Source organism: Nonomuraea sp. NPDC050404, from assembly GCF_040655495.1.
Classification (GTDB): Bacteria; Actinomycetota; Actinomycetes; order Streptosporangiales; family Streptosporangiaceae; genus Nonomuraea.
The window spans coordinates 1-25,951 of the sequence record NZ_JBFAKB010000008.1; the positions used below are offsets into that span (position 1 = coordinate 1).

22 protein-coding genes are annotated in these 25,951 nt (G+C 71.3%); 13 read left to right on the forward strand and 9 right to left on the reverse strand.

All coding sequences use genetic code 11. The features are described 5' to 3' along the window. Nucleotides 1–381: 381 nt before the first annotated feature. Together AB0I81_RS23170 and AB0I81_RS23175 are read right to left on the reverse strand one after the other, a co-directional pair. Nucleotides 382–1,800, reverse strand: coding sequence for an SLC13 family permease (locus AB0I81_RS23170; protein WP_360659808.1), 1,419 nt, complete (start codon nt 1,798–1,800; stop codon nt 382–384). 37 nt (nt 1,801–1,837) lie between these two features. Beyond that, nucleotides 1,838–3,217, reverse strand: a complete 1,380-nt coding sequence (locus AB0I81_RS23175) for a homoserine dehydrogenase (RefSeq protein WP_360659810.1) — start codon at nt 3,215–3,217, stop codon at nt 1,838–1,840. Nucleotides 3,218–3,375: 158 nt separating this feature from the next. Here AB0I81_RS23175 and otnK point away from each other — a divergent pair, with 158 nt between their 5' ends. The 3 genes from otnK to AB0I81_RS23190 are packed head-to-tail and all read left to right on the forward strand — an operon-like array spanning nt 3,376 to nt 6,063. Continuing rightward, nucleotides 3,376–4,608 (forward strand): 3-oxo-tetronate kinase, encoded by a 1,233-nt coding sequence (gene otnK, locus AB0I81_RS23180; RefSeq protein WP_360659812.1) that lies wholly within the window; start codon nt 3,376–3,378, stop codon nt 4,606–4,608. Then, nucleotides 4,605–5,297 carry a class II aldolase/adducin family protein gene (locus AB0I81_RS23185; protein ID WP_360659814.1) on the forward strand — a complete coding sequence of 231 codons (693 nt, stop codon included), beginning with the start codon at nt 4,605–4,607 and terminating at the stop codon, nt 5,295–5,297. Before otnK ends, AB0I81_RS23185 begins: the two co-directional genes overlap by 4 nt. After that, the gene (locus AB0I81_RS23190) at nt 5,272–6,063 is read left to right on the forward strand and encodes a DeoR/GlpR family DNA-binding transcription regulator (RefSeq protein ID WP_360659816.1); all 792 of its coding nucleotides are present in this window, start codon (nt 5,272–5,274) and stop codon (nt 6,061–6,063) included. The genes AB0I81_RS23185 and AB0I81_RS23190 overlap by 26 nt, the downstream gene beginning before the upstream one ends. Nucleotides 6,064–6,093: 30 nt before the next feature. On the opposite strand, the gene AB0I81_RS23195 is transcribed toward AB0I81_RS23190, so the two are convergent. Continuing rightward, nucleotides 6,094–7,398 (reverse strand): hypothetical protein, encoded by a 1,305-nt coding sequence (locus AB0I81_RS23195; protein ID WP_360659818.1) that lies wholly within the window; start codon nt 7,396–7,398, stop codon nt 6,094–6,096. An 80-nt stretch (nt 7,399–7,478) separates the two neighbouring features. Here AB0I81_RS23195 and AB0I81_RS23200 point away from each other — a divergent pair, with 80 nt between their 5' ends. The 3 genes from AB0I81_RS23200 (at nt 7,479) to AB0I81_RS23210 (ending at nt 11,978) form a co-directional block, all read left to right on the forward strand. Next, the gene (locus AB0I81_RS23200; RefSeq protein WP_360659820.1) at nt 7,479–8,678 is read left to right on the forward strand and encodes an acyltransferase; all 1,200 of its coding nucleotides are present in this window, start codon (nt 7,479–7,481) and stop codon (nt 8,676–8,678) included. An 83-nt stretch (nt 8,679–8,761) separates the two neighbouring features. Beyond that, a complete protein-coding gene (locus AB0I81_RS23205; protein ID WP_360659822.1) occupies nt 8,762–10,921 on the forward strand; it encodes a bifunctional SulP family inorganic anion transporter/carbonic anhydrase in 2,160 nt (719 codons plus the stop codon). 127 nt (nt 10,922–11,048) lie between these two features. Continuing rightward, nucleotides 11,049–11,978, forward strand: a complete 930-nt coding sequence (locus AB0I81_RS23210; RefSeq protein WP_360660704.1) for a LysR family transcriptional regulator — start codon at nt 11,049–11,051, stop codon at nt 11,976–11,978. 4 nt (nt 11,979–11,982) lie between these two features. On the opposite strand, the gene AB0I81_RS23215 is transcribed toward AB0I81_RS23210, so the two are convergent. The 4 genes from AB0I81_RS23215 to AB0I81_RS23230 all read right to left on the reverse strand — a co-directional run bounded on the left by AB0I81_RS23215 (nt 11,983) and on the right by AB0I81_RS23230 (nt 14,636). Then, nucleotides 11,983–12,801, reverse strand: a complete 819-nt coding sequence (locus AB0I81_RS23215; RefSeq protein WP_360659824.1) for a GNAT family N-acetyltransferase — start codon at nt 12,799–12,801, stop codon at nt 11,983–11,985. A gap of 30 nt (nt 12,802–12,831) precedes the next feature. Next, nucleotides 12,832–13,878, reverse strand: a complete 1,047-nt coding sequence (locus AB0I81_RS23220; protein ID WP_360659826.1) for an aldo/keto reductase — start codon at nt 13,876–13,878, stop codon at nt 12,832–12,834. A 63-nt stretch (nt 13,879–13,941) separates the two neighbouring features. After that, a complete protein-coding gene (locus tag AB0I81_RS23225; protein WP_360659828.1) occupies nt 13,942–14,262 on the reverse strand; it encodes a multidrug efflux SMR transporter in 321 nt (106 codons plus the stop codon). A 29-nt stretch (nt 14,263–14,291) separates the two neighbouring features. Continuing rightward, nucleotides 14,292–14,636: a multidrug efflux SMR transporter gene (locus tag AB0I81_RS23230; RefSeq protein ID WP_360659830.1), complete on the reverse strand. Its 345-nt coding sequence runs from the start codon at nt 14,634–14,636 to the stop codon at nt 14,292–14,294. 132 nt (nt 14,637–14,768) lie between these two features. Here AB0I81_RS23230 and AB0I81_RS23235 point away from each other — a divergent pair, with 132 nt between their 5' ends. The 4 genes from AB0I81_RS23235 (at nt 14,769) to AB0I81_RS23250 (ending at nt 17,391) form a co-directional block, all read left to right on the forward strand. Further along, nucleotides 14,769–15,218, forward strand: a complete 450-nt coding sequence (locus AB0I81_RS23235; RefSeq protein ID WP_360659832.1) for a MarR family transcriptional regulator — start codon at nt 14,769–14,771, stop codon at nt 15,216–15,218. Between the two features lie 128 nt (nt 15,219–15,346). Further along, entirely contained in the window at nt 15,347–16,510 is a 1,164-nt protein-coding gene (locus AB0I81_RS23240) for an indoleamine 2,3-dioxygenase (protein ID WP_360659834.1), read from the forward strand. Nucleotides 16,511–16,604: 94 nt separating this feature from the next. After that, the gene (locus AB0I81_RS23245; RefSeq protein ID WP_360659836.1) at nt 16,605–16,952 is read left to right on the forward strand and encodes a DUF1330 domain-containing protein; all 348 of its coding nucleotides are present in this window, start codon (nt 16,605–16,607) and stop codon (nt 16,950–16,952) included. A 139-nt stretch (nt 16,953–17,091) separates the two neighbouring features. Then, complete coding sequence (locus AB0I81_RS23250; RefSeq protein ID WP_360659838.1) at nt 17,092–17,391, forward strand: helix-turn-helix transcriptional regulator; 300 nt, start codon at nt 17,092–17,094, stop codon at nt 17,389–17,391. Here AB0I81_RS23250 and AB0I81_RS23255 read toward each other — a convergent pair. Beyond that, on the reverse strand, nt 17,368–20,160 hold the full coding sequence (locus tag AB0I81_RS23255) for a LuxR C-terminal-related transcriptional regulator (RefSeq protein WP_360659840.1): 2,793 nt from the start codon (nt 20,158–20,160) through the stop codon (nt 17,368–17,370). The two genes, AB0I81_RS23250 and AB0I81_RS23255, sit on opposite strands and share 24 nt — an antisense overlap. A 293-nt stretch (nt 20,161–20,453) precedes the next feature. Between AB0I81_RS23255 and AB0I81_RS23260 the strand changes: the two genes are divergently transcribed. Beyond that, on the forward strand, nt 20,454–21,608 hold the full coding sequence (locus AB0I81_RS23260) for an FxsB family cyclophane-forming radical SAM/SPASM peptide maturase (RefSeq protein ID WP_360660706.1): 1,155 nt from the start codon (nt 20,454–20,456) through the stop codon (nt 21,606–21,608). A 10-nt stretch (nt 21,609–21,618) separates the two neighbouring features. Then, nucleotides 21,619–22,941: an HEXXH motif domain-containing protein gene (locus AB0I81_RS23265; protein WP_360659841.1), complete on the forward strand. Its 1,323-nt coding sequence runs from the start codon at nt 21,619–21,621 to the stop codon at nt 22,939–22,941. Here AB0I81_RS23265 and fxsT read toward each other — a convergent pair. Continuing rightward, a complete protein-coding gene (gene fxsT / locus AB0I81_RS23270; protein ID WP_360659843.1) occupies nt 22,929–25,562 on the reverse strand; it encodes an FxSxx-COOH system tetratricopeptide repeat protein in 2,634 nt (877 codons plus the stop codon). The two genes, AB0I81_RS23265 and fxsT, sit on opposite strands and share 13 nt — an antisense overlap. A gap of 54 nt (nt 25,563–25,616) precedes the next feature. On the opposite strand from fxsT, the gene AB0I81_RS23275 reads away from it, so the two are divergent. After that, the gene (locus AB0I81_RS23275; RefSeq protein WP_360659845.1) at nt 25,617–25,766 is read left to right on the forward strand and encodes a hypothetical protein; all 150 of its coding nucleotides are present in this window, start codon (nt 25,617–25,619) and stop codon (nt 25,764–25,766) included. The last annotated feature ends 185 nt before the right edge of the window (nt 25,767–25,951 follow it).

Genomic DNA, 25,951 nt, shown 5'->3' on the forward strand with positions numbered 1-25,951 from the left:
CCCCGCCCGCCGCCCCCCCCCCGGCCACGTGGCCCGGGACCCCGCCGGCCGGCGACCACGCCCCGGGGCGCCCCCCCCCGGCGCGGGGCCGCCCCACACCCCGGCCGGCGCGCCCCGCCCGGCACCTCCCCGCGTCGAGGTGCAGGGGCAGGAGGATGCCCGCCCGGTGTCGTGCGCGGCTGGCTCGGCGGCGGCTGCGTTGGGCAGGAGCAGCGCCCCGAGCGCCAGCCCGATCAACCCGGCGACGCCCGGAGGCCGGCCGTTGCCGGACTCCGGGCCGCGTCGTGTCGCATCGCGTCGTGTTGTGTCGATCCGGCCACCTGACGGTCACTGCGGCCGAGGGGTGCCTCGCTCGTCCAGAAGCGGAGCGGTGCGGTGTGGTCAGCCGGCGAGTAGCAGGGGTGGCAGCACCATGGTGATGATCGTGGCCGCGGGGCCGATCAGGACCATGGCGAATCCCCAGACCGTGAGGCGTCTCGACAGCAGCGGTCGTTCGTCCTCGGCCGCGGAGGCGACGATCGTCGCACCCGTGGTGGAGAACGGCGCGCAGTCCACCAGCGACGCCGAGATGGCCAGCGCGTAGATGAACCCGGTCATCTCCAGCCCGCCCCCGGGCATGAGGAGCGGTACGGCCAGCGGAATGAGTGCGCCGAGAATGCCGATCGTCGAGGCGAACGCCGACACCAGGCCGGCGATGACACAGATGACGATGGCCGCGATCAGGGGGATGTTGACCGACCTGGCCAGTTCGCCGAGCTGGTCGATAGCGCCCAGCCTGGTCAGTACGCCCACATAGGTCATGATGCCGCCGAGCAGCAGGATCGTCCCCCAGTCGACCTTCGACATCGCGCGGCGCCCCACGTCCGGCACCAGGAGGGAGAGGATCACCGCGAGGGTGAGCGCGACGACACCGAGATTGACGTCGACGTCGAGCACGGTGAGCCCGAAGAACCCGGCGATCAGGGCGAACAGCGCGCACAACACGATCACCTGGATGCGAGTGATCGGCGGTGGCGCCGCTGCGGTGGTGTCGGTGATCGCCAAGGTGCCGGTCGCAGTACCCGCGGTGCCGGTCGCAGAGCCCGGGGTGCCCGTCGCGGAACCAAGGGTGCCGGTCGCGGAACCCGGAGTGCCGGTCGCGGAACCCGAGCCACCGCTCCCGGCAGGCTCGGCGGCCGCCGCGGTTCCCCGCCGCGAACGGCGGATCAGTTCCGGGCCGCCGAACATCAGGAAGGCGGCCAGGACCACCAGGGCGTTCACCCCGACCGACAGGACGAACATGAGCCCCGCGTTGTACGGCAGCCCCGTGTCCTCGGCGATGGTGGCGACCGTGATGCCGTTGATGCTCGTCGGAGCCAGCGCCCCGCCCACGATCGCGGAGCTCATGGCGATGCCCATGAGCGTCGGGCTGATCCGGTGCGTCGTGGCCAGTGACATCGCGATCGGCACGACGGCGAACGCCGCGTGAGAGGTGCCGAGACAGGCCACCCCCGTGCCGATCAGCCACATCGCCCACGGCAGCAGGGAGACCCGTGGGCCGACCAGACGCACGGAACGGTCGACGAGCCAGTCGATCGTGCCGGTCTCCCTGGCCATGCCGAACAGGTAGGTGATGCCGAGCAGGATGAGCAGCGTATCGACCGGGAACGCCTCGAGAATGTCGTCGAGTCCCTCGCCGACGAACCCGATACCGACGATGAAGGCGGCGACCAGCGCCAACGCCCCCATGTGCACGTTGCGGATCGCGGAGACGGCGAAAACGCCCGCGAAGACGATCAGCGCGATGATCTCGACGCTCATGGTCCGTCCCCTCGGGGTGAACGCGGGGGCAGCGTCGTCATTGGTCGGTTCCCTTCGGCTGGGGGGCTGGGGGTGCTGCGGCGAGATAGGCGGCGAGCGGTACGGGCGCGACGTTCTCGAGGTCGTCGAGGCGCACGAGCTCGCCCGCCTCGACCCGGCGGCGCAACCGCGCGTCGCCGAGCAGGTAGTAGGGCGCGAGGCCGGCGTCGGGAGCCACCATGACCGGGGCGACGCCGTCGATCTCGTGATGGTGACCGGCGACCCGGAACGGCGTACCGGCCTCCAGGGCCGTGGCGGTCCTGGCCGCGAGCAGCACCGTCGGCCGGGGGCGCGGCGCGACGCCCGCGCCGGTGACGGCGGCGTGGATGGTGAGCGGGGTTTCGACGCCCATCGCGTGGTAGGGCCAGTAGAGGCAGGCGTAGCGGCCGTCTCGGCTGACGACGTGCCCCTTGCCCCGCAACATTTCCCAGGTCGCCGGATCGCCGGTACGCACCACCGCGAACACGCCGCCGGCGAAGCTCGCCTCGCCGGGCAGGCGCAGCGCGGAGAACACGTCGATGACGCCGTCGCGGCCCACGAGGCCGCCGTCCTGACGCGTGGCGTAGATGTCGGCGAGTTCGGCGATCCTGGCCACCGGGTAGTGCAGGCTCTCCTCGTCCGGCACGGCGCCCGTGCGCATCGCCACCACGGTCATCTCGCACAGGTCGGCGGCCGCCCTGCGCTTGAGCCCGGCGACGAGATCGGCGCGGCGGCGCAGCGCGGCGAGCGGATCGTCGCCCAGATCGAGCACCTCGGCCAGGGCGGGTGCGTCGATCGTCACCCCGGCCTGCGTCACGGTTCCCTTGCCGGGGTCGAAGACGAGGTCGTACTCGCCCGATTTGCCGATGGCGACGATCTCCAGGCCGGTGGCCGAGATCCAGTCGACGAGGCGCAGCAGGTTGGCGGGCTGGTCGCCGTCGCCCGGCAGGTAACGTACGCCGGCCGCCGCCGCCCTGGCCGCGAGGGCGACACCGGCGACGGTGTCGACTTCCTTGCTGACCATGACGACGTGCACCCCGTGCGCCAGCGCGTCCTCGGCGTAGGCGGTGCCGGAGCTCACGTGGCCGGTCGCCTCGACCAGGACGTCCACGCCGTCCCAGCCGAGCGGGGCGGCGTCGGCGAGCAGGACTGTGCGGCCGGCGGCGACGGCGGCACGGAACTCCTCGCCGGTGGCCGGCGCCGCGAGGCCGGCCGCGTCGTGCCCGAGTTCGGCAAGCATGCGGCGCACGCCGTCCACGTCGGGATCGATGAGCACCGCCGGGATCAGTTCGGGCGTGTGCTGGAGCTGCGCGAGCAGCGTGCGGCCGTATCCACCGCCTGCGCCGGTCAGCGCGACTCTGACGGGAACGTGATCCCGCACGGCATGGGAATGGATCACCGTAGCTCCAATCTGGCAAAGCGCCGCCCAGGTGACCAGGGACGACGCTGGCCGCCACTGTTACACAGGATCTAGAATTTTACAAATTTGCATCAAATATTCACATGAGATGAAATGTAGGCATAGGCAGGCCTGACGAGGAAGAACGAGGTGCGACAGTGCTGGGTGCCATCGCCGACGACTTCACGGGCGCGACGGATCTCGCGATCATGTTGCGCCGCAACGGTTATCGGGTGGCCGTCGCCATCGAGGAGCACGACCCGGGCACATCGGCGCGCGCCGATCTCGACGCGCTGGTCATCGCGCTGAAGACCCGGACCGCGCCCTCCGGCGAGGCGGTCGCCTCCTCGCGCGGCGCGCTGGACAGGCTGCGGAGCTGGGACGCCGAGCAGATCTATGTGAAGTACTGCTCCACCTTCGACTCCACCGACGAGGGCAACATCGGGCCGGTCCTGGACATGGTGTCGGAGGAACTGGGCGCAGAGCGGGTGGTTGTCGCGCCCGCGCTGCCCGCCAACGGCCGCACGGTCTACCACGGTCACCTCTTCGTTGGCGGCGACCTCCTCGAACACTCCTCGATGCGGCACCACCCGCTCACGCCGATGACCCGCTCCCGGGTCGCCGACCTGCTCCGCCCGCAGACCCGGCACGCCGTCTCGGAGATCCACCACGAGACGGTGCGGCAGGGTCCGGAGGCGGTCCGGGCCGCCATCGCGGCCGCGCCCGCCCGCTACGTCGTCGTCGACACGATCGATGACGACGACCTGCGCGTCCTCGGCGTCGCGGTCGCCGGCAGCCCGCTCGTGAGCGGCGGCTCCGGCCTGGCCCACGGCCTGCCGAGTCCCGGCGCCGCGGCGGACACCTGGTCACCGGGCCCGGACGCCGGCCGCGTGGTGTTGTGCGGCAGCGCGTCGGCGACCACGCGGCGGCAGATCGCCACCGCCGCCCGCACCCAGCCGGTACGCCGGATCGACCCGGCGACGGCCGTACGCGACCCGGAAAGCGAGATCGACGCGATCACCCAATGGGTCCGGGCCCAGCCGGACGGCGCCGCACCCGTCGTGTACGCCGCAGGGGAGCAGGCCGACCTCGTCCACGAGATAGCTGGCCGGCCGGTCGCGCCCGCCGTCGAGCACGTGCTCGCCCGCGTCGCGCAGCGGCTGGTCGAGCGGGCCGGCATCACCCGCCTGCTGGTCGCCGGCGGCGAGACCAGCGGCGCGATCGTCCGCGCGCTGGGCATCGGCCTGCTGCGCATAGGCCCGGAAATCGCCACCGGCATCTGCTGGAGCTCCGCCACCACCGCCGGCGGAGAGGTGGTCGCACTGGCGCTCAAGAGCGGCAACTTCGGGCCCGACGACCTGTTCACCTCGGCCTGGGACCGGCTCGCGTGAGCGCGCTGGACGACCTGCTCGCCGCCGGTGTCCGCGTGGTCGAGGAGGGCCTCAGCCCCGGCACCAGCGGCAACCTCAGCGTCCGCGCCGGTGACCGGATCATGATCAGCGGGACCGGCGCGCCGCTGGGCCGGATGCGGCCGGAAGACATCGCGGTGCTCGACCTCGACGGGCGTCACCTCGACGGCGCGAAACCGTCGAAGGAGTGGCCGCTGCACATCGCCTTCTACCAGCGCGATCCCGGTCACCGGGCGGTGGTGCACGTCCATTCGCCCTCGGCGGTGGCCGTCGCCTGCCTGGAACCGTGGTCGGAGCACAGCGCGGTGCCCCCGCTCACCCCGTACTTCGTGATGCGCGTCGGTCAGACGCCGCTGCTGCCCTACCGCCGGCCCGGTGATCCCGCTCTCGGCGAGGACCTGCGCACCTGCCCCTGGGAACTGCGTGGCGCGCTGCTGGCCAACCACGGATCGGTGCTGGCCGGCACGGATCTGGACGAGGCCGTTGACCGCGCCGCCGAACTTGAGGAAGCCTGCCGGATCACGCTGCTGACCAGCGGAATGCCGCGCCGGGAGCTCACTGCCGAAGCGGTGGCCGAGCTTGCCGCGCGCTGGTCCAGCCCGTGGGGGGAGCGCACTACACTGAGCCCCGGCGAGGAGGTAGTCCATGGCGAGGCCGCCACTCATTCCTGAGCAGCGCAGGCAGGAAATCCTGCGTCATCTGCAGCATGCCCACGTGCTGAGTTACCGCCAGCTCACCGAGCTCCTCTCCGTCAGCCACATGACCATCCGCCGGGACATCATCGCCCTGGAGAAGCAGGGCAGCGTCGAGGCCACGCCGGGTGGGGCCAAGATCGTCACCCGGCTGCTGCGCGAGCCCGACCGTACCGAGAAGGCGGTCACCGACCAGGCGGGCAAGGCCGCGATGGCGCGCGCCGCGGCCGGGATGGTCGCCGACTCGATGACCATCTACCTCGACGCCGGCACCACGATCCAGGCCGTCCGCCCCTTCCTCGACGAGGCGCGCGACCTGACGGTGGTCAGCAACGACCTGGCGACCGTGACCGACTTCATCGACCACCCGGGCGTGGACCTCATCTGCGTCGGCGGCCGGGTCGAGACCGCGAACCGTTCCACCTCCGGCAGGCTCGCCACCCTCGCCCTGCGTGAGCTCTCCCTCGACATCGCCTTCCTGTCCTCGAGTTCCTGGGATGTACGGCACGGCGTCACCACGCCCGTCGAAGCGAAGATCGATGTCAAACGTGCCGCACTCGCCGCCGCCACCACGTCGGTCCTCGTCGCGGGCAGCGCGAAGTTCGGCCGGTTCGCGCGCTACCGGGCGCTGCGGCTGGACGAGATCCACAAGATCATCACGGATGACAGGCTCGACGACGAGGCGGCCGCGGAGATCATCGCGGCGGGCCCCCACCTCATCCGCGTGAGCACCGACGCCACGTGAGCCGTCGAAGGCGATGCCAACCCACCAGCGTCAGGCGGCCCCTGCGAGCCGGTCCAGCGTACGCTTCACGGCCGACTCGCCGCGCCTGAACACCGGCTGCGGATCCACCCCTGCCGCGCCCTGCCACCGCAGGTAAACGGCCACCGCGCCTTTCCTTACGGCGACCGCCACATGGGCATAGGAGTCGCGGTAACCGGAGGCGGCGGTCGCCTTCGGATGACGTGCGGCGAATCGCTCGATCTCCCCGGTCCACTCCCCATGCCGGAAGGCCGTGACCGACGGTGCGACGCCCTTCGCCTCGGTCTGCGCGCTGTGGACGAACCCCGGGTCGGAATAGCCGCAAGGGTCCGGCGGCGAGGAACTCGTCAGGTCATCGTGCAACCAGGTCCGCCGTACCTGCTCGGCGTGCTGTTCGTCACGCGCCGGCGACACCATCTCGTGCACGGCGACCTCGCCGAGCAGCGAGCGCCGCACCGAGGGCAGGAAGCCCGGAGGGTGCTCCCTGGCCGGTACGGTGCCGCAGGACAGGTCGTTGCTCATCGGCGGCCCCGACCCCTGTTCGCGGTACTGGCGCGGCTCGCCGGGCTCCGGCCAGACCTTCAGCCGCTCACCGTAGGCGCCGGGATCGGGCAGGGCATGTACCAACCGGGTCGTCCGCTCCTGAGCATCCGGCGCCGTCACGCCGCCGTCGGCCACGGCCAGCACGGCCTGGGAGAGCTTCAGCCCCGCCTCGGCCCACCCGGGGTCAGGGGACCCGAAACGGCCGTCGAGGTCCCATTCCAGTTCCACGACCCACGCACCCTTGTTCACCACCAGAGCCCCCGAGGTGAACGGCCGGTAGAAGAACGGGTTGTCCGTGTCGCTTCCGCGCCGCCCGCTGGTGATGACCTGCACGCCCGACCAGCCGTCACGGTTGAAGGCGGACACGGTCGTCTCCGCGTCCATGCCCTCGCCCAGGGTGCCGCTCGCCGACCCGGCGCAGCCTTGAGCCACCCCTGCGGCCCGGGCCACCAGGCCGGCCGCCCGCGCGGCGTCGGGCATCAACATGAACCGCACGTCCACGGGCGGGGACGTCTTCAGATGCGCGACCACGGAAGGGAGCGCCTGCGGCTCGGCGGGGGCGCGGGAATCGAGGGTGCCCAGGCACAGCTGGAAGACGTCACCCACCGCGGGGTAGGACGAGTCCCCGCGCGACTCGTACGTGCGCAACTGGCGTGCGACCTCTTCGACCGAGCGGGCGGACCCGGCGAAACGCGGCAGGTCCACCGGGACGCCACCGCTACACCCGCCAAGCACCAGCACCAGCACGACGACGGCCGGCAGAATCCGGTTCATATGGGTCAGACGGGTCCCGTCGCGCGAAAGTTCGTCGCCGGGCCCTGCACTTTGGATCATCCTTCCTATACGTTGAGCCTGTGCCGACGGCCACCTCCGCGATCACTCGTGCCGGGCCGCGGGCGCCCGCCCGGCTCGCCTGGCTGGACGCATTGCGCGGCATCGGCGCCCTCGCCGTGGTGGGGGAGCACCTGACCACCTGGGCCATGCCCTGGCTGCGGCCCACCGCCTTCAACCTCGGCGTCTACGGCGTGCTCGTGTTCTTCCTGGTCAGCGGATACATCATCCCGGCCTCGCTGGAACGGCACGGCGACGTACGGGCCTTCTGGGTCGGCCGGTTCTTCCGCCTCTATCCGCTCTACCTGGCGGTCATCGCCCTGGTGCTCGCCCTGGCCTGGTGGGTTCCGATCCGTTCCGAGGTGGCCAGGGATCTGTCGTCCGTGGTGGCGCATCTGACGATGTTGCTGGACGCGGTGGGCATGGCGGGCGTGCTGAACACCATGTGGACGTTGTCGTACGAGATGATCTTCTACCTGCTGGCCGCCGCGCTGTTCGTGGCCGGCGTGCGCGACGGCCGGGGCCTGCTTCCGGCCGGGTTCGCGCTGATCGGCGCGATCGCCGGGCTGGTCTTATCGGGGCCGCTGTTGTCGGGCGGCTGGCTGGTGTGGGTGTCGTCGGGCCTCTTCGTGATCGGGCTCGGCTGCGTGGTGTCGGGGCGCGGGCGTACGGTCGCGGCGTGCGCGCTGGGGGTGATGGCGCTGCTGCTGGTGCTGCTGAGCAGCCGGGTCCCCTGGTTCGGGGCGGCCATCCTGGCCGTGATGTTCACCGGTACGGCGATTCATCGCTGGGAGCACGGCGGGGGAGCGCTCTGGCCGGTGGCCGGCGCCGCCACGCTCGTGGCCGCGACCCCGCTGTGGGCGCTCAACGCCGGCTGGTGGTGGGTGCGGCCGAACGTGTGGGCCCTGACCATCCTCCTCGCGGCCCTGACCTTCGCCGCCGCCATGGCCTGGCGCGCCCGCCCGGTGCCCGCCGTGCTCGCCTGGCTGGGCAAGATCAGCTACTCCCTCTACCTCGTGCACCTGCCGATCCTCCTGATCGTCATGCGGGTGGCGGGGGAGATGCGCTGGTCGCCGCCGCCGCTGCAGATCGGCGTCGGCGTGGGCTTCCTGTGCCTGCTCATACCGCTCAGCTGGCTCAGCCACCGCTTCGTCGAACGTCCCATGCAGTCCCTCGGCCACCGTCTGAACACGCGCTGGGCGTGCTCCGGCGAGCGCCGATAGCGAACAGCGCTCGGTAGACGCCTGGCGGCGCCGCCTTCACCACTATGGTGTGCCGCATGAAGATAGATACGGAGAGTAGCGTTATGCGTACTCTCAGAAGCGATCTCCCGGCGTCACTCGTCGTGTTCCTGGTGGCCGTGCCCCTGTCCCTGGGCATCGCCATGGCCGCCGGCGCGCCCCCGGCGTCGGGGCTGATCGCCGCCGTCGCCGGTGGCATCGTCGCCGGCTGGCTGGGCGGCTCGCCCGTGCAGGTGAGCGGCCCGACGGCGAGCCTGACCGTGGTGATCGCCGGCCTGGTGCACACCTACGGCTGGCGCGCCACCTGCGTGATCACCATTCTCGCCGGCGCCGTACAGGTGCTGCTCGGCGTGTTCAAGGCGGCGCGGGCCGCGCTGGCCGTCTCACCCGCGGTCGTCCACGGCATGCTGGCCGGCGTCGGCATCATCATCGCGCTGGCCCAGCTGCACGTCGTCCTGGGCGGCAGCCCGCAGCACTCGGCACTGGCCAACCTGATTCAGCTTCCCGGGCAGATCATCGACCTGCACGGCCACAAGGTCATGGTCGGCGTGCTCACCGTCACGGTCATGCTGATCTGGGGCCGGCTGCCCAAGCACGTCCGGGCGATCCCGGCCCCGCTGGCGGCGCTGCTCGTCGCCGCGGGCACCGCGTGGGTGTTCGGCTGGAACGTCACCCGCATCGACCTGACCGGCGCGATCACCACATGGGCGCCGCCCGCGCTGCCGCAGGGAGACTGGCACCACGTCGCCGGCGCCGTACTGCTGATCGCGCTCCTGGCCGGGGCGGAGTCCCTGCTCTGCTGCGTGGCCACCGACGGCATGCACACCGGCCCCCGCGCCGACCTTGACCGCGAGCTGTCCGGGCAGGGCCTGGCCAACGTGGTCAGCGGCCTGCTCGGCGGGCTTCCCGTGGCCGGCGTCATCGTACGCAGCACCACCAACATCCGGGCCGGCGCACGCAGCCGGCGGTCGGCCATCCTGCACGGCGTCTGGGTCCTGCTCTTCGCGCTCTGCCTCGGTGGAACGATCCAGCTCATCCCGATGGAGGCGCTGGCGGCCCTGCTGATCTACATCGGCATCAGGACGATCAGCCTCGGTCACGTCAAGAAGGTGCACGGCCACAACGAGGTGTCCGTCTACCTGGTCACCATGGCAGGCGTGATCCTGGTCGGCCTGGCCGAGGGCGTGCTGGCCGGCCTCGCCCTGGCCGCGCTGCTCGCCCTGCGGCGGCTGACCCGGGTGACGATCGACAAGCGCGAAGAGCTGAACGGGCATCTGCACACCACGGTCTCCGGCTCGCTCACCTTCCTCGGCGTGCCCCGCCTCACCCAGGAACTGCGCGCCATTCCCGCCGGAGCCGCCGTGGACCTCGACCTCAACATCGACTTCATGGACAACGCCGCTTTCGAGGCCATCCACAACTGGCGGCAGGAGCACGAACGTCTGGGCGGCACGGTGACCATCGACGAACTGCACGACGAGTGGTACACGATCGCCGCCAGCGGGGCCCGCATGTCTCCGGCCAAGAGCCCGCCCAAGCCGGCCGGACGCTGGTGGCTGCCCTGGACCCACCGCCGCCCCGACGCGCCCACGACCGTGGAATGCCGGCTCACGCAGGGCGCCGACGAGTTCCACCGCCGTACGGCGCCGCTGGTACGGCCCATCTTCACCGCACTGGCCGCCAAGCAGCAGCCCACCCACCTGTTCATCACCTGCGCCGACTCAAGGATCATGCCCAGCCTGATCACCTCCAGCGGCCCCGGCGACCTGTTCACCGTGCGCAACATCGGCAACCTGGTGCCGCGCGCGGGCTCCGCGCCGGGTGACGACTCGGTGGCCGCCGCCATCGAGTACGCCACCCGCGTCCTGGGCGTGCACACCATCACGGTGTGCGGCCACTCGGGCTGCGGCGCGATGGCCGCGCTGCTCGCCGGCCCGGCGGCCACGGCCGAACTGCCGCAACTCGGCCGCTGGCTCCGGCACGGCGATGCCAGCCTGACCGGGCTCCGCGCGGACGACGGGCACCTCCACGACGAAGCGCTGGACCTGCTCTGCCAGTTCAACGTGCAGCAGCAACTGGACAATCTCCGCAGCTACCCCCAGGTGGACGAGCGGGTCGATACCGGACGGCTCAAGCTGGTGGGGCTCTATTTCGACATCGGCTCCGCCAGCGTGCGCGTGGTACGGCCCATGACCTCCGCCCCGCCCGAGCCAAGCCAGGCGTGACCGGGTAGATCCGGGGCGCGTACGACCTGGCTCGTCACCCGGGCCGTACCGCCCCGCGCTCGTGCCCGGCCGACTTCGCCAAGCAGCCGAGATGGACGGGACGGGCGAGGCTGGGACATCCTGTGGCGTGTTGTTGCGCCAGTTGGAGTACCTCGTCGCCCTGGCCCGGGAGCGGCATTTCGCCCGCGCCGCCGCGGCCTGCCACGTCTCCCAGCCGTCGCTCTCGGCGGCCATCCGCAAGCTGGAACGCGAACTGGACGTGCCGCTGGTCCGCCGCGGCCGCAAGTTCGCCGGCCTGACCGCTGAGGGCGAGCGGGTGGTGTTGTGGGCGCAGCGCATCATCGCCGACACCGACGCCATGCGCCAGGACCTGGCCAGGATGCGCGAGGGCCTGTCGGGCACGCTGCGCCTGGGGGCCATCCCGACCGCGCTGACCGCCGCCTCGCTGCTGACCACGCCGTTCTGCGAGCGTTATCCGCACGTACGGGTGCGGCTGACGTCGTTGTCGTCGCGGGAGATCGCGCGGCAACTGGCCGAGTACGAGATCGACATGGCGATGACCTACCTCGACGACGATGAGGAGGACCTCGGCGAGGTACGCGCCACCCCGCTGTACGAGGAGCGCTACCTGCTGCTCACCCCGTCCGACGGCGGGCTGGCCGACCGGCGGGTGGTGCGCTGGGCGGAGGTCGCCGCGCTGCCCCTGTGCCTGCTCGCCCCCGAGATGCGCAACCGCCGCATCCTGGACGCCAACTTCCGCGAGGCCGGCGCGGTGGCCATGCCCGCCATCGAGACCGACACCGTCTCGGCGCTGTTCGCGCACGTCGCGACGCACCACTGGTCGAGCGTGATCGCGCACGCGTGGCTGCACATGTTCGGCGTGCCCGAGGGCATGCGGGTCATCCGGCTGGAGCGGCCCGCGTACGAGCCGCGGGTGGGGCTGGTGCTGACCGGCACCGGCCCCGAGCCGATGATGGCCAGGGCCGTGCTGGAGATCGCCCGGGAAGTGGACCTTCGCGCGGTGCTGGACCGGCTCACCGGCGAGCACCTGGCATAACCTGTCAGCCCATGGAGACGAGGATGGGAGCGACGTATCGCCCGCGGTCGCCCGGGTGGCGGTGGGCGCCGTAGACCATCGTCGGCAGGGCCGCGGGGCCTTCGGTGGGGCCCAGCCCGGTTAGCCACGGGCGCAGGCCCGGGTAGGCGTCCAGCAGGTCGATTCGTACGTCGCGGTCGGCGTCGTGGGCGGCGGCCAGGATGAGTTCGCGGGCGGCTTCCTCCGAGGACGCGACCACGGGGCCGATGACACGGTGGGGGCCGGCGTTCCAGGACACGGCGAAGCCGCCGTCGGTGACGATCGTGCGCTCGGCCGTGGTCAGCAGGGCGGTCAGCGCCTTGCTCCGGTCGGCCCCGGTGACCTCGGCGTCCAGGGCGAGGAGCGCGGCGTGGTCGTCCGGTGTGGCCACGCGGACCGCGGACGCCCATGCCGGCCCCCGCATCGGGCCCATGGTGATCGTCAGGCTGCCCGTGGGCCGGAAGCCCAGCCGCTCGTAGACGGGGCGCCCGAACCGGGTCGCGGTGAGCTCCACGGTACGGTCTCCGGCGACCTCCAGGGCATGCTTCATCAGCCGCGTGCCGAGCCCCTGCCTGCCGTACCGGCCGGCGACCAGCATCATGCCGACGGCTGCCAGCGTGTCGCCGTAGCGGGTCACCACGACGCATCCGGCCAGGCCGTCGCCGTCGTCCGCGTCGACGGCGTAGACCTCGCCCGCCTCGAACATCAGCCGCCATTTGGCCTCGTCGGTGGACCACTCGCGGTCGCTTTCGAGCCGCCGGCACAGGGGCAGTTCCTCGGGACCAAGGAGGCGAATATCACTCACAGGCGAGAACCTACTCTGTCGGGACATGGTCTAAAGGTGCGGTCCGAGCAGGCTCAGATCGGCGGGTGAGAGCCGGTCGGAGGCGGTCGCCGCCTGATGCCAGTACGGGTAGAGCAGCGGCTGGCGGCTGACCTCGTCCAGCCGGGCGCGCTGCTCGGCGGTCAGCTTCAGCTCGGCGGCGGCCAGGTTGTCGGCCAGTTGCTCGCTGGTGCGCGCGCCGACCACCAGTGACGTGATCGCGGGCCGCCCCAGCAACCAGGCCAGCGCCACTTGCGCCGCCGAAACCCCGTGCTCCCCGGCGATGTCGACCAGCACCTCGACGGTGTCGTACAACTGCTCCTGGTCGCGTACGGGAGGCTCGTTCCACTCGGTGAGCTGGCGGCCCTCGGACGGCTGGGCGTCTCGGCGGTAGCGGCCGGACAGCAGGCCGCCGGCCAGCGGGCTCCACACCAGCACGCCGAGGCCCTGGTCGATCGCGGCCGGGATCAGCTCGTACTCGGAGTCGCGGGCCTGGAGGGAGTAGTAGATCTGCTGGCTGACGAAGCGCGGCAGGCCGAGCCTGTCGGCGGTGCCCAGCGCCTTCATGAGCTGCCAGCCGGTGTAGTTGGAGACGCCGACGTACCGCACCTTGCCGGCGCTCACCAGGTGGTCGAGCGCCGCCAGGGTCTCCTCGACGGGGGTGCGGCCGTCCCATTCGTGCACCTGGTACAGGTCGATGTGGTCGGTGCCCAGGCGGCGCAGGCTGGCCTCCGCCCCGGTGATCACGTGGTGGCGCGACAACCCGGCGTCGTTGGGGCCGTCGCCCATCGGCATGCGTACCTTGGTGGCCAGCAGCAGGTCGTCACGGCGGCCCTGGATCGCCTTGCCGACGATCTCCTCCGACAGGCCGGTGGAGTACACGTCGGCGGTGTCGATGAGATTGACCCCGGCGTCCAGGCACATGTCGATCTGCTTGCGCGCCTCTTCCACCCCGGTGTCGCCGACATAGGCGAACTTGCCCCCGCCGCCGAACGTCATCGTGCCCATGGTGAGCACCGATACCCGCAGCCCTGATCGTCCCAGCTCGCGATATTCCATCCCGTCATCATTCCAATCGGCGAGTGCCACCGCCAGGACGCCGCCCTCGCGTGGCGTCGGCGGTCAGATTCCCGCGGCGAGCTTGAGGAGGGCTACGCCGCCGATGATCGCGGCGAAGGACGCGAGCTTGGCAGGCGTGATCTTCTCCTTGTAGATGAGGGCGCCGAGGATGACGGTGCCGATGGAGCCGATGCCGGTCCAGATGGTGTAGCCGACGCCGACGTCCAGCGTTCTGAGCGCCAGGCTCAGGGTGTAGATGCCGCCGGCGGCCGACAGCAGGGTGAAGACCGACGGCCAGAGGCGGGTGAAGCCCTTGGTGGCGTTGGTGCCGAGGGCGAAGCCGATCTCGAAGACGATCGCGATGGAGAGGTAGATCCAGGCCATGATGACGTTCCTTCAGGTGAGAGGGTGGATCAGGCCGCGGACGGCTTCTTGGCGGTCAGGCGGTCGGAGAGCTTGAGGCCCAGCACGCCGCCGATGATCAGGACGAAGGCCAGCACCTTCCAGATGGTGAACTCCTCGCCGAAGATCACCGCGCCGAAGACGACGGTGCCGACCGAGCCGATGCCGGTCCAGATGGTGTAGCCGACGCCGACGTCCAGCGTCTTGAGCGCCAGGCTCAGGAAGAAGATCCCGATGGCCGCCGCCGCGGCCGTGAGCAGGGAGGGCCCCAGCCGGGTGAAGCCCTCGGTGGCGTTGGTGGCCAGGGCGAAGACGACTTCGAAGACGGCCGCTATGAGCAGGTAGAGCCAGGCCATGGGAGTTGCTCCTACTTGTATGTACGTGCAAGTTTCTGACGCGACAAGATGTTGCATGTACATGTATCCTTCTGTCAAGCCGGTCTCAGAAATGCCTCCGGAAGGCCCGTACCGCTCGAACAAAGAGGTCTCATGACTCCCGCAGCCGCGCCACCCGTCTCGGACCTCGCCGCGACCTGGCAGCACGTCCTCCTCCTGCACACCCGCGTGGAGAACAGGCTCGCCACCGCGCTGCAGAGAAGGCACGGCATCGGACTGTCGGAGTTCCGCGCGCTGGGCCACCTCGCCGCCTCGCCCACCTCCGAGCTGCGCATGCAGGAGCTGGCGGACAAGGTCGGGCTCAACCAGAGTTCGGTGACCCGCCTGGTGGCGCGACTGGGCACGGCGGGCTTCGCCGTCCGGGATCTGTGCCCTGACGACAAGCGGGGGGTCTACACGGTCCTCACCGAGGCGGGCCGGACCAGGCACGCCGAGGCGAGCCGCACCTATGAGGAGACGCTGGAGGCCGCCCTGGAGGAGGCGAGGCGGGCGGATCCGCAACTCGCCGCCGCCCTCACGGCGCTGAGCGCCCACGCCTCGTAGCCTCCTCGCGGCAGATCCGCACCGGCGTCAGCGGGGGGTCCGGGCTCCAGCCCTCGCACACCACGGTTTCGGCAGGTGCGTGGAAGGGCATCGAGCGGCCAGGACGTGGGTGAGGGGGAGGAAGCCCGTTGACGGCAGAGACGACGCGCGCCCGCGCTCCCGGGTCGAGGATCGCCCCGCTGGCGGAGTACGCCATCGACGCGCGCCACGGGTTCCTGCCCGCCGAGGACCCGGTGGACGCGCTGCCGTCGTGCTACCGCCCTTGGGAGCGGGCCGCACGCGACCTCACGGCTCTGATCATGACGGGGCGGCTGCGTCCCGCGATCGAGTCGATGCCCGTGCTCCCGCCGGACGCCCTGGAGTCGCCTGGGGAGCGGGAACGGGCCATGCTCCTGCTGACCTGCCTCGCCAACGGGTACGTATGGGGCGCCGGCCCGCCCGCCCGCACCCTCCCGGCCCCGGTGGCCCGGCCGCTGCACGAGCTCGCCCGGCGGCTGGACCGGATGCCGATCGTCGCCCACGCCTCGATCGTGCTCAACAACTGGCGGCGCATCGACAGGACCGCTCCGCTGAGCACGTCCAACGTCGACACTCAGCAGACGTTCCTCGGCGGCCTGGACGAGAAGTGGTTCTACCTCGCGATCGTGGGGGTCGAGCTGGCAGGAGCCCCCGCGCTGCCCCTGCTCGCGCAGGTCCGGCAGGCCGTGGCCGACGACGACCACGCCCGGCTCGCCGAGGCGCTGCCCGGCATTCGCGAGGTGCTCGGCCGCGTGATCGAGGCGTTCCTCGACATCGAACGGTGGTGCGACCCCTACGTCTTCTACCACCGGATCAGGCCGTACCTGACCGGCTGGTCCGCGCCGGGGCTGCGGTTTGAAGGCGTGGATCGGGAGCCGCTGGTGCTGGCCGGCGGCAGCGCCGCGCAGAGCACGCTCATCCAGGCCTTCGACGCCGGGCTCGACGTGCCCCATCGCGACGGGCTGACCGCCGGCTTCCTGACCGGCATGCGCGCGTACATGCCGGGGCCGCACCGCCGCTTCCTCCAGGACCTGGAGGCCGGCCCTTCGGTACGGGACTACGTCGCGCTGCACCGCGACACCCGGCCGCGACTGGCCGAGGCGTACAACGCGGCCGTGACCGCCCTGGCCCGGCTCAGGGCCCTGCATCTCGGCATCACCGGGCGCTACATTCAGCGGTTCGAACGCGGCACGGCCGGCGGGACGGGCGGCACCGATTACGTCGGCCTGCTGAAAAGGTCGCGTGCGGAGACCGTCGAGCGGCTGGTCCGATGAACGTGAAGCGCTTACCTGTCAGGTAATCGCTACAGCTATGCCGGGAATGCCAAGATTGGCGGCGTACCAAAGCTTGATCTACCAGAAGGACATCATGCCCGCCTACGTCATAGCTCACCTGCAGGACGCCGCCCCGCATCTGGAGATCGCCGAGTACGTCGAGCGTCTCCCCGCCACCTTCGAGCCGTACGGCGGCCGCTACCTCGTGCACGCCACCCCGCACGAGGTCAAGGAGGGCGCCTGGCCCGGGTCCGTCGTGATGATCGGCTTCCCGGGGATCGACGAGGCGCGGGCCTGGTGGGACTCGCCCGCCTACCGGGAGATCGCGCCGCTGCGCTCGCGGCACATCGAGGGCGACATCATCCTGGTCGAAGGCGTCCCCGACGGCTACGCCCCGACCGCCGCCGTCAAGGCGATACGGGAGGCCCTCACGGCCGAGTGAGGCGGATGCGGAAGAAGAGCAGGTGAAAGGGCCCCGGCCGGAGCCGGGGCCCTGTTCCCCCGAGAGCCGGGCCGGCGGTTTCAGGTGACCAACTTGGTGGTGCTGCAGCCCACGCTTCTTTCACACACATAAACGGCGGTTGCTGGCCAGGAGGGTGCCGGGGAGCAGCGGCGTCGGGGCGGTGCTCAGCGGCCTGCTCCACCAGGTGATGGCGCAGTCCGACCACCTGTCGCCGGCCGACCTGGACCGGTTGTCCGGCACGGTCGTCGACCTGCTCACGGCCGTGCTGGCCCGTGAGGTGGAGACCGACCCCTCGTCCTTCGTCACCGATCCCGGCGCGCTGCTCGTCCTGCGCGTCCGGCTGTTCCGCAGGACGTACGGGATCACTCCGGCGCGTTACCGCCGCCTGCGCGACTCATCCGGGACCTCCCCGCCCTGAGGTCAGGCCGAGGCCGGTGAGCGCCCTCGCGCCGCGTCCGGCGTGCTCGCCGCCGGCGAGGAGCATGGTCCGTGCGGACTGGTAGGGGCAGCCGGCGGCGTCGAACGCGTCCGCCGTGGCGAGCAGCGCCTCCGTGTTGCCGTCGAGCAGGGCTTCGGCCCGCCGCACGATGGCGGCGGCCACCGGGTTGCCGGCCACGACGGTCCCGGCCTCGGCCGTACGGTCGCGGGCATCGGGGCTTCCGGCGAGTACGGCGGCCTCGGCACGCAGCGCGACGTACCAGTGGTACCAGATCCAGGTGACCCATTTCCACACCTGCTCGGGCTCGGGGGCCAGCCGTCGCAGCGCCTGCTCGGCCTGACCCTGGTGCAGGAGGAGCATCGCCTCGAAGACCGCGCCGTAGCCGTAGGTGTGCGACGGCAGGGTGCCGAGCCGGCTCAGGATCTCCTGCCATTCGCGCTGAGCGTCCTGGTCGTCGCGCAGGCCGTGGATCATCGCCACACCGGCGACCGCGGGGCCGAGGTGCGACCGGGCGGGACTGCCTGCCCGCCGCCACGCGTCGAGCAGCCGGACGCTGCCGGCGAGCACGTCGCCGGCGTTGCCCGCCAGCGCGTCTACCATCAGCGGAGCGCGGTGCCCGACCTCCGCCAGCGACGGATGCTCGGCCAGCCGGCGTGCCCACAGGCGGGCGCCCGGCACGTCCCCCACGCCAAGGGCCGCCTCGGTGACCATGCCGAGCGCGTCGATCAGCTCGTGCGTGCCGGCCGGGGAGATCGGCAGGGACGACAGCAGCGTGACCCGGCGCCTGGCCAGGTCCGCCGCGGCGAAGGCCTCACCCGCCCAGCTCTTCGCGGAGGCGAGCGCGTCCAGCGCGGCCGACTCGGCGAGCGGGTCGCCGGTTCTGCGGGCGAGCTCGACGGCCCGCTCGGCGTAGGCGATCGTCTCCGGTACGGAGTTGCCTGGCGGGCCCTGAGCGGCGCCGAACGCGTCGGTGAGCACGGCGGCCTCGGCCAGCGCCACCGCGGCCCGCGCGGCCGGATCGTCGCCGGCCGGCTCCCGCGCCTCGGTGATCAGCGCGAGCGCCTCCTCCGTGGACGGGAGCCGCAGGAAGGTGGGCGAGAAACGGAAGGCCATGGTGGCGGCGGTCGCCAGGTCGGCGGCGGCGCCGGCGGTGTCGCCCGACTTGCGGGCGGCGTCCGCGGCCGCCAGGCGGAGGCGGTACATGTCGTCGCCGATCGTGCGGCAGCCGGCCACGGCCGCGGCCTGCCGGAGCATCGACGCGGCGGCGGCGGGGTCGATCGCGAGCCCGGCGGCCTGCTCGTAGTGCCGCTGCGACTCGCCGACCAGATTGCGGGTGAAGGTCAGCTCCGCCAGGTGCCGGGCGAGCTCGTGGGTGTCCGCGCGCCGCTCCGGCCGCTCGGCCGCCCACACCAGGGCCGCGCGCAGGTCATCGGCCACCCGGTCGAACCGGGCCCGCCAGTCCGGTCCCGCCCCCATGCCTGGTGCCAGGCCGGCGGCCGTGGCCAGGCACCAGGCGAGGTGCCGGGACCGGGCGTCGGCCAGCTCACCGGTCTCGGCCAGCCGCTCCATCCCGTACTGGCGGATGGTCTCCAGCGCCCGGTACTCCGTGCCGCCGGCGGACGCCGTCACCCCCAGCAGGCTCTGCTCGGCGAGCCGGGCCAACACGTCGGCGACCAGGCCCTCCTCGGAGCCGGCCACCTCCGCCGCCGCGGCGGAGGTGAACGGCGCCACGAACACCGACACCCGGCGCAGCAGCGCCCGGTCGGCCGGCTCCAGCAGGGCATGGCTCCAGTCCAGCGCCGCCCGCACCGAACGGTGCCGCTCGTCGGCGCGGGATCCGCCGGTGAGCATCCGCAGCGGGTGGGACAGGGCGGCGGTGATGCCGTCCAGCCCGAGCGTGGGGCACCGGGCGGCGGCCAGCTCGATCGCCAGCGCCATTCCGTCCAGCCGCTCACAGATCGAGGCGACCTGGTCGCGCAGCAGAGGATCCAGCGGCCGGCCGACCGCCGCCGCCCGCTCCATGAACAACGCGACCGCGTCCGGCGTGCCATCGACGGCCAGCGACAGCGGCGGGACCGGATACACCCGCTCGAACGGCACCATCAGCCGGGCCCGGCTGGTCGCCAGCACCGTCACCCGGGGGCACGTCGCCAGCAGCCGCTCAAGGAACAGCGCCACCCCGTCCACCACGTGCTCGCAGTTGTCCAGCACCAGCAGGGCATGATGGTCGGCCAGCGCGGCGACCACGGACTCGGTCATGTCGCTGCCCGGCTGCTCGCCGAGGCCGAGCGCCCCGGCGACCGCGGTCGCGATCAGGTCGGGGTCGGTGACCGGGACCAGGTCGGCGAACCACATCCCGTCGGAGAAGTCGCCGGCCGCGTCCGCGGCCACCGCCAGGGCGAGCCGGGTCTTGCCCACCCCGCCGGGCCCGACCGCGGTCACCTGGCGGTGCGCCCTGATCAGCTCGGCCAGCGCGGCCCGCTCGCTCACCCGCCCGACGAACGAGGTCAGCGGGGCCGGCAACACCGGCGGCGAAGGGGAGGGGCCCGCGCCGGCCGGTTCGGGCGCGCGCCGGGCGAGCGCCCGCCGGTCCGGCACCTCCAGCTTGCGCAGCAGCGAGGAGACGTGACTTTCCACGGTACGCACCGAGAGGCACAACCGTGCCGCGATCTCGGCGTTGCTGAGATGGGCCCCGACCAGCCCCAGCACCTCGGTTTCCCGAGGAGAGATCTCCACTTCTGCGATCACTGTCCTATTTTGCCGCACTGCCGACGGTGACGGACACGGCCTGTCGGCGGCACGTGCATCGTGCGGTGCCAGGAAGAGCCGTCCGGAGAGTACGAGCCGTTCCGGGCGGGCCGACTGGCAGCGAAAATGCGGCCATTTGCAGGGATAGCAAAATAGTTCTCCACAGTGCATGGCGTCTCGGCTAGCATCGTCAATCGAGCGGATATTTTCCGGCGGTGCGGGGTGTTACGGGATTGACGTACCAGTGGGAGGATCCAGCGGGAGAGTGGCCCGACACTCTCGATGTGGCGCAAATGCTGAAGAACGGCTGGCGTCCCCGGCCCTTCCAGCAATTCCTGCTCAAGGTTCACAGCCGCTGCAATCTCGCCTGCGACTACTGCTACGTCTATACCCTCGCCGACCAGAGCTGGCGCTCGAAACCCCTGGTCATGGCCCCCGACCTGGTCACGGCCGCCGCCGAGCGCATCGCCGAGCACGCCGAGGCCCACCGCATGCGGTCGGTCCGGCTGATCCTGCACGGCGGGGAACCGCTGCTCGCCGGCCATGCCTACCTGCGCAAGGTCGTGGAGACGGCCCGCGCGGCGGCCCGCGGCGACCTGCGCGTAGACGCGGTCGTGCAGACCAACGCGGTGCTCCTGGACGAGGCCGCCCTGCGCACGTTCCGCGAACTGGACGTGCAGGTGGGCGTCAGTCTCGACGGCGGCAGAACGGCCAACGACCGCAACCGCCGCCACGCCGACGGCCGCAGCAGTTTCGACGCGGTCGCCGACGCGCTGAACCTATTGCGCGGCCCGCGGTTCCGGCCTCTGTACAGCGGTTTGTTGTGCACGGTTGATCTTACGAACGACCCCGTCGAAACATATGAGTCATTACTGCAATTCGAGCCGCCCATGGTCGATTTCCTGCTGCCGCACGGCACCTGGGAATCGCCGCCCGCGTATCGATCACCTGACCCTGCGAATACGCCCTATGGTGACTGGCTGATCGCGGTTTTCGACCACTGGTACGGCCGCAGCGGTGAAACGGTCGTCCGCCTCTTTCAGGAGATCGTCAATCTGATGCTGGGCGGCGCGTCGGCCAGCGAGGCGGTCGGCCTGACGCCGTCCACGCTGGTGGTCATCGAGACCGACGGCACGATCGAGCAGACCGACTCCCTGAAAGTGGTGCGGCACGGCGCCCCCACCACCGGCCTGAACGTCGTGGACCATCCGTTCGACCTGGCCCTCGAACACCCGGGAATGGTGGCCAGGCAACTGGGCGTGGACGCGCTGAGCGACACCTGCCGCGACTGCCGTTTCGGCAGGGTGTGCGGCGCGGGCCTCTACCCGCACCGCTACCGCCGGGGCACGGGCTTCCGCAACCCGTCCGTGTACTGCCCGGACCTCTATCAGCTGATCGGGCACATCCACAACCGTCTCGTCGGCGACCTGCGCCGTGCCTCTCGCTGAAAGGACCCGCATGCTCCTCAGGGATCACCGGTTGCCCGGCCACGCCCTGTCCGGGCTGGCTTCGGGGGGCGGCGGCGCGGACGCCGTGCGCCACCTCGCCGCCCCGCAGCGCAGCAAGCACCTGCTGCTCGTGCTGGGCACGGCGCGGCTGGCCGCGGAAACCGGCCATCCGCACGCGCGGGCCACGGAGCACGCCTACGACGTGCTCGCCGAGATCCAGAAGAAGAACCCCGCGACGGTACGCGGCACGCTGGCCCACCCGGCGGTCGGCGCCTGGGCCGCGCGCGCCGTCCGCGCGCTGGAGGGCGGCGATTGCCCGGGGGAGCGTCCGGCCGGGCACTGCGATCCGGCGCGGCTCGGCGCGGTCGCCGCCGCCGCCGCGATCAAGGCGGGCCTGGCGTGCGAGGTCCAGGTCCCCGTGACCGGCGGCACGATCATGTTGCCGTCCCTGGGCCTGCTCGAACTTCAGGGCGGCCCGGACGGGCTGACGGACCTCCTCGTGCGCGCCGACGGACGGGTGGAGGCCGGGGATCTGTGCCTGCGTCCCGGCGCCGGCGAGCAACGCGGCTGGCGTCCCCTGCGGTGGCTGGAAACCGCGGACGCCGGTCTGCGCCTGCTCATCGACGACCTCGACTTTTTCCGCTGGCGCGCCGCCGGCGCGGCCGAGCGCCTGGGGGAGGCGGAGCTGCGGGTGTGGCGGGCGGGCCTGGAGGCGGCCTGGGCGACGCTCCGCGCCCACCACTGGACGATCGCCGGGGAGACCCGCGCCCTCGTCTCCGTGCTGACCCCGATCAAGGGGCCGGCGCAGGGCATGCACAGCGCCTCGGCGGGCGACCTGTTCGGGACGATCGCCATGTCCACGCCCCCCGACGGCCGCTGGCTGGCCGCCACGTTCGCGCACGAGATCCAGCACGGCAAGCTCAACGCGATCCTGGACGTCGTACGGCTGCTGGAGCCGGACCGGACGAGCACGTACTACGCGCCATGGCGGCCCGACCCGCGCCCCCTGTCAGGTTTGCTCCAGGGGGCCTACGCGTATCTGGGGGTGTCCGGATTCTGGCGGCGGCAGCGGGCCCACGAGGCGGACCTGCGGCCGCACATCGAGTTCGCCCACTGGCGGGAGGCCGCTCGGACGGTGACCGGCACGCTGCTGGACAGCGGCCGGCTCACCGCGGCGGGCGAACGGTTCGTCGCCGCGATGCGGCGAACCCTGACGGCGTGGTCGCGGGAGCCGGTGCCTCCCGCCGCGCTGGAGATCGCGCGGCAGGAGGCCGATGCGCACCGGACGACCTGGCTGGCCGTGAACGGGGACGACCCCGGTCACAGGCTGTAGGAGTCGAAGTCCCAGTTGAAGCGCTTGCCGCCGGCGGCGTTGAGCCGTTCCGGGTGGGTGGGCGACATACGTTCGTACTCGGCCATCGCCTCGGCGTACATCGTCGCGGCCTCCTTGGTCCTCCCGGTGGCGCGCAGGTCGATCGAGAGGTTGATCGCGGCGGCGAGCGAGAGGCCGTTCTTCGGGCCGACGAAGTCGCGCACGCCGGCCAGCGTCCGCTCGCCCAGCTCGCACGCCGCGGCCGGGTTCTTGAGGTCCGCCAGGTCGCCCGCCAGGTTGATGGCGCTGGTGAAGGTGTACACGTGCGCCTCGCCGAGCTGGGCGAGCAGCCCCTCCCGGGCCTTCTCATCCAGTTCCCTGGCCTTGCGCGCGTCGCCGCGCAGCCGGAACAGCAGAGCGAGGTTGAGCTGGCAGCCGTAGGTGAACGGGTGCTGCTCACCGTAGGTCTTCGCGTAGCGCTGAACCGCGCCCTTGGCCAGCGCCATGGCGTCTTCGAGGTGGTTGGTCTGACGCAGGGTGTTACTCAGCGCGACCTCCGCGGCCATGGTCTCCGGGTGGTCGGGGCCGTAGATCTTGCTCAGCCTGGCGTAGGTGTCCTGAATGAGCTCGAACGCCTCGTCGAGGTCCCCCATGCGCCGCTTGGCGATGGACAGGTCCCTCGCGGTGGCCAGGGTCAGGGGATGCTCGATCTTGAGCTCTCTGATGCCGTTGGCGTAGGCCGCCTCGCCCACGTCGCACGCCTGCTCATGCTGGCCGGACAGGCGCACCACACGGGCCAGGTTGTTCCAGCTCGCCTGGACGTCCCACCTGCTCACCCCGCGCCGCGCGCTGCTCTGCTCCATGTAGGCGAGCTGCTGCAGCTCCAGAGCGTCGTCGTACTGGCTGAGCAGGGCGTGGTCGAGCGCCAGGTTGTTGATGGCGCGCAGGGTCATCGGATCCTTGGCCCCCGGCCCCTTCTCAAGCGCGGCCAGTGACGTCTCGTCCTGTTCCAGGGCGGCCTTGAAGCGGCCCTGGGCGCGCAGGTTCGCGGCGTAGGTGAGGGCCATGCTCAGGGTGTCCATGTGCTCGGCCCCGAACACCTCGCGCATGAGGTCGAAGGTCTCGTCGTTGAGCTCCAGCGACTCCTTGTTCGCGCCGAGCTGCCACAACACGTTGCCCAGGTGCCGCCGCAACCGCAGCACGGCGGGGCTGCGATCGCCCGAGATCGTGGACCAGCTGTCGTGGAACTCCTCGGCCAGCGATCGCGCCGACTTCCAGTTGGCCACCCGGTAGAGATGGCGCACGATGCCGAGGGCGAAGTCCTGTACGGCCTCCTCGTTGCATCGGGTGACGCCGGACGGGCGCACATGGGGCAGCAGGAGGGCGTACTCCTCCTGGTTGGCGATGTCCTCGGGGTCCGTGGGTGCGCTGCTGGCCAGCAGCAGGTGCACCTCGTGCCGGACCGCCTCCTGCTGCTCCGGGTCGAGCGAGTCGCGCAGCAGGGCCTGCACCAGCCGGTGCACCTGGACCGTGCCGGTGTCGCGCTCCATCCGCAGCAGGGAGAACCGGCCCAGCTCGGCGAAGGCCTGGATGAGCTTGATCCCGTCGGACAGGATCGGCCCCATGCGCTTGGCGCCGCTGTCCCTGCCGCGCTCGAAGACGAAGCGCGGGATGGGGTCGGGCCCGAAGAAGGCCAGGCACCGCAGCACCTCGGCCGCCTCGCGCATCCGGGTCTCGATCTGGTGGACCGAGAGCTGCCAGGCGGCGGTCATCGTGTGCGGGTACTCGGTCGACTTGCCGAGCTGGAGCAGCTGCCTGGTCTGCTCGGCCAGCAGCCGTACGTACTCCTCAGTGGACATCCCGGTCGTGTCCTGCAGGGCGGCGGCCTGCTCCAGCGCCAGCGGGAGGTCGCCGAGCTCGTGCGCCAGATGCTCGGCCTCCTTCTGCGGTACGTCGCGGCGCAGGCGCTTGCGCAGGAAGGCCACGCTCTCGGCGGTGGAGAAGACGTCCACGGGCACGGTCTCGGCCACGCCGCTCCACCTGCTGTTCCTGGAGGTGATCAGCACGTGGCCGTCCGGCCTGCCCTGCGGGATGAAGGGGCGGATCTCCTCCGGGTCGTCCGCGTTGTCGAAGATCAGCAACCAGCGGTCCACCGGCTCGCCGCGTTGCAGCGCGTCGCGCACCAGTTCGGCGGACTCCTCGATTCCCTTGCTGCCGGCCGAGGGCAGCTTGAGGTCTTCGGTCAGCGCCGCGAGCACGCTGGGGATCAGCAGCGGCTGGTCGGCGGCGATCCAGCAGACCAGGTCGTAGTGGCCGCGATAGGCCCAGGCGTACTCGACCGCGAGTTGAGTCTTGCCCACGCCGCCCAGCCCCTGCAGGGCCTGCGGAAGAGGCACGACGGCAGCCCGGGTGGTCTCCGTGAGGCTTTTCCTCAGCTCGTTGAGCAGAGTTTCGCGCCCGGTGAAATGTCTGTTACGGCCTGGGATTTTCCTTCCCCAGATAGGCGGCATCCGGGGCACCGTCTGAGGAACGACCTGCTCGTCCACGTCGCCTCGCCTTCTCGCGTCCCTGTGAATTCCGATCCTACGATTGATTCTGGCGAAGGGCGGCCACAGAATCACAATTAAGGCGTCAATAGGCATGCCCCGATCGAATTCCGGTTTACGGGCAGCCGGAAACCGGCGACAGGAGGGTTTATGGGCGGCGAGTGGGCGACCGGCGTCATCGACGTGGACGAGGAAACCCTGGAAGATCTCAAGGATCTCGATCTACCAGTGCTAACACGGGCGTTGCAGCGTATCTCCAGCCAGGGCGCACCGGTCGCGGATTTCCAGTCGGCGACCTGACCAAGGTCGCCGGAGAGCGTCGTCGCGGCCTGGCCCGACACTTCATGTCCTTTGATGCGGATGCCGCCGGTGGATGCGCGGTACGGTGAGGGGAGATTTATCCACCCGCAATCGTCCGGCGATGCGCTGATAATCCGGTGCGGCACGATGGACGAATTGTTTGGTACCGACACGAGGCGGCGGAG